Origin of the sequence: Brevibacterium permense (genome assembly GCF_013280495.1) — a bacterium.
GTDB lineage: Bacteria > Actinomycetota > Actinomycetes > Actinomycetales > Brevibacteriaceae > Brevibacterium > Brevibacterium permense.
This window is the reverse complement of record NZ_JABSSX010000027.1, coordinates 1-5,902: the sequence shown is the minus strand read 5'-3', so window position 1 is coordinate 5,902 and position 5,902 is coordinate 1. Positions and strand designations below refer to the sequence as shown.

Annotated in this window: 7 protein-coding genes; 1 reads left to right on the top strand and 6 read right to left on the bottom strand. The window is 61.9% G+C overall.

The genetic code is table 11. The annotated features are described in order from the left end of the window. Nucleotides 1-143 precede the first annotated feature (143 nt). The 6 genes from HK353_RS16675 to cmtR form a co-directional block, all read right to left on the bottom strand. Nucleotides 144-770 carry a vitamin K epoxide reductase family protein gene (locus HK353_RS16675; protein WP_173157995.1) on the bottom strand — a complete coding sequence of 209 codons (627 nt, stop codon included), beginning with the start codon at nt 768-770 and terminating at the stop codon, nt 144-146. Further along, on the bottom strand, nt 751-1,371 hold the full coding sequence (locus HK353_RS16670) for a DsbA family protein (RefSeq protein ID WP_092106876.1): 621 nt from the start codon (nt 1,369-1,371) through the stop codon (nt 751-753). The genes HK353_RS16675 and HK353_RS16670 overlap by 20 nt, the downstream gene beginning before the upstream one ends. A gap of 492 nt (nt 1,372-1,863) precedes the next feature. After that, entirely contained in the window at nt 1,864-2,388 is a 525-nt protein-coding gene (locus HK353_RS16665) for a signal peptidase II (protein WP_166825320.1), read from the bottom strand. After that, the gene (locus HK353_RS16660) at nt 2,385-2,984 is read right to left on the bottom strand and encodes a cadmium resistance transporter (RefSeq protein ID WP_009885365.1); all 600 of its coding nucleotides are present in this window, start codon (nt 2,982-2,984) and stop codon (nt 2,385-2,387) included. Before HK353_RS16660 ends, HK353_RS16665 begins: the two co-directional genes overlap by 4 nt. Then, complete coding sequence (locus HK353_RS16655) at nt 2,984-4,900, bottom strand: heavy metal translocating P-type ATPase (RefSeq protein WP_062862466.1); 1,917 nt, start codon at nt 4,898-4,900, stop codon at nt 2,984-2,986. Before HK353_RS16655 ends, HK353_RS16660 begins: the two co-directional genes overlap by 1 nt. Then, the gene (gene cmtR / locus HK353_RS16650; RefSeq protein ID WP_009885367.1) at nt 4,897-5,256 is read right to left on the bottom strand and encodes a Cd(II)/Pb(II)-sensing metalloregulatory transcriptional regulator CmtR; all 360 of its coding nucleotides are present in this window, start codon (nt 5,254-5,256) and stop codon (nt 4,897-4,899) included. Before cmtR ends, HK353_RS16655 begins: the two co-directional genes overlap by 4 nt. Before the next feature lie 293 nt (nt 5,257-5,549). Between cmtR and HK353_RS16645 the strand changes: the two genes are divergently transcribed. Then, a partial coding sequence (locus HK353_RS16645) for a redoxin domain-containing protein (RefSeq protein ID WP_173157993.1) occupies nt 5,550-5,902 on the top strand: 353 nt, incomplete at its 3' end.

Here is a 5,902-nt window from a genome sequence, read left to right as displayed (position 1 = left end):
TGTGAGCTTCAGCGATGAATGGCGGTTGTTTTACAGACTGAGATGGCGGCTCAAGTCGAGAAGGATTAATAGGCGAGTCTCTTCCGGTCCATATCGTGGTCGTCGAGACTACCTAGAGCGGTGACGACTCATCGCGTTGAGGATCACACGAGAGTGGACCAGTAGTCCCAGAAGCGGTTGGCGATCAAAACGATGATGAGGAGGAACCAGCCAGTCAGGATCGCTCCACGGTATTCGTGGAGCAGGTTGATCCACTTTTGTCCCTTGCTCAGTGATCTGAGGTTTCGGGTAGAGGTGTACCAAAAGATGGGGATCGTCACTGCCCACACTGCCATGCAGTAGGGACATAGTGCCCCGATGACGTAGAGGCTCTGATAGATCAACCAGTGCACGAAGATGACCGCGAACGTGACACCGATCTGAATGGTGGCCCAGTACCAGGCGATGTATCGCCCTCCAGCGAAAAGACCTACGCCGATAGCCGCGACGATGGCGAAACCTGCGACGCCGATGATCGGGTTGGGAACACCAAATGCCGCGGCTTGCGGAGTCGCCATTACCGAGCCACAGGAGAGAACTGGGTTGACGTTGCAGCTGGGGATATAGTCCGGATTGGCGGCCAGTGTCATCTTCTCCACCAGCAACACCACAGCCGCTATCAACCCGATGAGCCCGCCTACGACGAATAACGCTGCCAGGCCACGGGACGACGTGACCGGGGTTTCTTGTGTCTCCGTCTCGTTGCCGGTCTCAGTCTTGGAGGGCAGCATCGAAAGCTTCCTCCAGGTCAGTGACGCTTTCGGGTTGGAGCTTCTCGCCGTCGAGGAAGAACGTTGGCGTGCCGGTGACTCCGAGGGCCTGCCCGTCCTTCTGGCTCTGCTCAACGCGCTCGAGAGTGGCCGGATCATCATAGGCTGCGGTGAACTGGTCCATGTCCAGGCCGAGTTCCTTAGCGTAACCAGAGAACTTCTCGCGTTGTGATGTCTCCTGGTGGCCCCATTCGTCTACCGTTTCGAACAAACGTTGATACATCGCCTCGAACTCGCCCTGTTCAGCAGCCGCCTCGGCGGCCAGGGCTGCGTTGACGGAGTTGTTATGTAAGGGCATATGACGCACGACGAATGTGACACGGTCCCCGTATTCCTTTCGCAGGTCCTCGATGACCGGGTAAAGAGACAGGCAGCCTTCGCACTCGAAATCAAGGAACTCCACGAACACGGCTTCGCCACCCTTAGACAAGCGGGGGCTGTCATCGCGGACCAGTAAGTCGGCGGTGTCTGCACTGGTGGGTGCGGTGTCCGATTGTGGTTCGTTGCTGTCGTCATTGAACACCAGCAGACCGGCGAGGACGAGGGCGGCGACGCCGATCATTGCTAGCGAGATTTTCACGCTGCGGCTCAACGGTCGCTCACTTTCACGTAGGTCTTCGAGGATGGCATCATGCTGGCATCACTCACATCGGACGGGTGGAAAAACTGCGGTTCGTGTAAACGGATCTGCGCTCAATGACAATGACAACCGCCCTTGCAATCTCATGCACCAGTCTGGAAGCCACAATATTGAGAACAGCGATGGAGAACGGAAGGCATCATGATGCTATCCAGAACCCAAAAGACATATCCAGTCACTACTGGTCGCCCAGTCTTGGATGGATCCAGGCTTAGGGCATCGTTCTCACGATTGTGATTGTAAATTCGACCGCGGCTGACTTCACTGTAAATGCTGATCCGCCTGCCGGAACTCTCGATGCTCTTTTGCTCGCGTTGGTGCGCACGTACAGTGCTTCGGCGATCCTGCGGTCGAGCACCTCCCAGTACGAGCGGCCGTCGAGATACTGCAGCCTGATCTCGATTGGTCATCATTTCAATTCTGGTCGTCGCGGATCATGAAGAGCGTTCCTGCAACCGCTACTATGACGATCACGATGTCAGCGATGTTGCCGATGAACCAGTTGCCGTAGGCGAGGAAGTCCGCGACGTGCCCCTGCGCGAATCCTGGTTGGCGGAAGAGTCTGTCTCCGGCGTGCGAGGCGGCGGCCCCGCCGAGCGCACCGATCCCCACCGCCCACCCGGGCCGTCGGACACGAAACGCGAAGACAAGCGCGGCAATGGCGACGGCCACGGCCACCAGAGCAAACACCCAGGTGAACCCCTCGCCGAAGGAGAACGCCGCGCCGGGATTGTAGGCGAGCTGCAAGCCCAGCAGGTCACCGACCAGCGGGATTCGCTCACCCTCGATGAGCGTGGCCTGGGCCCACGCTTTCGTTCCCTGATCGATTAGGACGACGACCAGGGCCAGCAGGAGCGACGCTGCGGTGAGCCGCCAGCGCCCCCTCTGCGGCGGCTCTACCGACGCCGGCTCAATGTCGGAGGTCGCGTCCGGGGTCATGCGAGGGCCTCGATGAGGCGGATGATGACGCCGGACTCGACCAGGATGAACAGGCCCAGTCCGATGAACACGACCGGGACGAGCCAGTGCTCGACGCGTTCGAGCGTTTCGGTGACGGCCTTGTGAGTTCCGATTAGGCGTCCGGCCGCGCACCACACGGCGACGAGTATCAGGAATACGACGATCATGATCGTGACGTCGCCGGGCGAGCTGGTGCGGAAAATGGGCGTGTAGAGCGAGATATTGTCGGCCCCGTTGGCGATCGTGATCCCGGCGACGCCCCACAGCCCGACCGCGGCGATCTTGTCATCGTCATCGCCGTTGCGGCGCAAGCCGCGCACGAGGGCCCAGATACCGATGCCGAGCGGGATCAAGCCGAGGAATCCCACCCACTCATCCGGGATGATCGTGAGACCGAGCGCAGCGACCACGCTGATCACGACGAGGGTGATGAACCCGAGGTACTGGCCCACGACGATCTGCCATGGACGAAGCTGGCCTCGGCGAGAGGCGAGGAACAGCACTGTGAGCACGACGATGTCGTCAATGTTGGTCGCAGCGAACAGTCCGATCGCTGATCCGATGGTCGTGAGCATCAGCTCTCCAATCGTGATCTGCGGGTGCGGGCAGCACGCAGACCGTTGAGGATCACGACGACCTCCGCGACCTCATGGACCAGGACGACAGTGGCGAGCCCCAGGACCCCAAACAGGGCCAGAGGGAGCAGTACGGCGATAATCAGCAGCGACAGAATGATGTTCTGATTAATGATCCGCCGACCACGGCGGGCGTGATCGAACGCACGCGGGATCAGGCGGAGGTCGTGGCCGGTGAAGGCGACGTCGGCGGACTCGATCGCTGCGTCGGAGCCGGTAGCTCCCATCGCGATGCCAATATCCGCGGCCGCGAGAGCCGGGGCGTCGTTGATGCCGTCTCCGATCATCGCGACTGACCCCACCTTCGACAGATCACCGATCGCAGCAGACTTGTCCTCGGGACGCAGCTCCGCGCGCACGTCATTGATGCCCGCCTGGCCAGCCAGCGCACCAGCGGTCCGGGCGTTGTCTCCGGTGAGCATCGTCATCCCAATGCCCTGATCCGCGAGCGTGCCGACGACCTCGGAGACTTCAGGGCGCAGCTCATCACGGACACCAACCGCCGCGGCCGGGAAGCCGTCGCGGTGGACGATCACGACGGTCATGCCTTGCTCTTCCAGGGTTGAGACCTGGCCACCGAGCTCGCCGGCGTCGAGCCAGCGGGGGCTGCCGACGGTGATACGAGCGCCGTCGACAATGCCTTCGACGCCGTATCCGGTCTGCTCGGTCACGTTCGCAGCTGCGGGCACACCGGGTGCAGATGCCGTGATCGCTGCCGCGAGGGGATGCGTGCTGTGCTGCTCCAGCGCCGCCGCCCAGGCCAGCGCCTGCGTCTCAGCAACGCCGTCCACGGTCAGGACGGCGGTGACCGCGGGCTCGTTGCGGGTCAGGGTGCCGGTCTTGTCGACGGCGACGTGCCGGATCGTGCCGAAGCGCTCGAAGACGGCACCGGACTTGATGATCACGCCGAACTTGCTCGCCGCACCGATCGCGGCGACGACCGTCAACGGCACCGAGATCGCCAACGCACATGGAGAGGCGGCGACCAGCACGACGAGCGCACGCGTGATCCACACATCCGGGTCACTCAACAGCGACCCAAGGATCGCGACCACCGCAGCGAGGATCAGAACGCCGGGCACCAGTGGACGGGCGATCCTGTCCGCGAGACGAGCACGCTCGCCCTTCTCCGTCTGTGCCTGCTCCACCAGCTCGACGATCGTGGTCAGCGAGTTATCGGTGCCCGCCGCAGTCGTCTCGACCTCCAGCGCGCCCGAGCTGTTGATCGCGCCCGCCGACACCTCATCACCCGGATCGACCTCGACCGGAATCGACTCCCCAGTGATCGCCGACGTATCCAGGCTGGAGCGCCCCGAGCGGACGATCCCATCGGTCGCGATCCGCTCGCCTGGGCGGACGAGCAAGATTTGCCCGGCAACCAGCTCCTTCGCGGGGACCTCGACGGAGACGCCGTCGCGCAACACGATCGCCGTCTCCGGCACGAGCTTCAGCAACGCCCGCAACCCGCCCCGGGCGCGGTCCATCGCCTTATCCTCCAGCGCCTCAGCGATCGAATACAGGAACGCCAGAGCCGCAGCCTCCTCGACATACCCGAGGATGACAGCGCCGATCGCACTGATCGACATCAACAGCCCGATACCGAGCTTGCCCTTGAAAAGCTTCCGGATCGCTCCCGGAGTGAACGTCGACGCGCCCAGCAACAGACCGATCCAGAACAGCACAAGCCCCAGGATCTCGAGGGCGGACCAATCGAAGATCAGCCCGGTCAGGAACGCAACGCCGGAGAACACCGGCACCATGATTCCGCGATCCTTCCACCAGGGTCTCTCTACTTCTTCGATTTCCTCTCCCGCCGTGGCAGCAGGCTCGTGCTCGCAGCCGCACGCCGCGCTCACGCGTCGGCCCCCGCTCCGCAGCACCCCGGCACTATGCACGCCGAATCCACGCACGGCGCGTGCTCATCCACGGCCAGCGTCACGTCCACCAGCGCGACGAGCGCAGCAGCGAGGTGCGGATCGGCGATCTCGTATCGCGTCTGTCGGCCCTCCGGCTCAGCGACCACGATCCCGCAATCGCGCAGGCAGGTCAGATGGTTCGACACGTTCGAACGCGTCAATTCCAACTCTCGAGAGAGCACAGCCGGGTAACTCGGAGCGTCGAGCAGCGTCATCAGAATCTTGGAGCGCGTCGGATCCGCCATAGCCCGGCCGAGCCGGTTCATGACGTCGAGGCGTGAAGCAATAGTCAGCATGTACTGAACTATACAGTGCCAGCTGACCTATGTGTAATCTAGAGTCGCATGCTTGATCACCGATACCGTGAAGCCGTTTTTGACCCACAGTGGTACACAAAGAGGCTCAACGGTAAGCGCTGCGGCGCGGAAGCGGATATGCCCAATAAGGAATGGCCATCACCCTCCTGCCTGCTCGGCGGTGAGCTTAGACAGCTGTGATCCATATCCCCGCTGGCAGGCCATGTGATTCGAGTCTGAATTCTACGAATTGTAGAATTATCTTAAGAATTCATACTGCCCAAGGAGCCAACGTGCAAAACACCTATGCGCAGCGATCGCGACTTCGATCCTTTTCCCGCCTGGCCTACGGGAGCGCTTTGCTCGCGGTCACGCTGGGTGCGATCACCGGATGCGCTCCCGCCGACAAAGGCGTCGAGGACACTTCCGGATCAAATGATCAGGGGTACGTGGCGGGCACGGGAGTGATCACGCAGATTCCCGAATCGCAACGCTCAACACCCGTGCAGCTGGCCGGAAACACGACGAACGGGGATGCCTTCGACCTACAAGAATGGCAGGGTAGCCCAGTGGTATTGAACTTGTGGTACGCAGCGTGCCCACCGTGTCGAGAAGAGGCACCAGACCTTCAGGAAAGCTACGAATC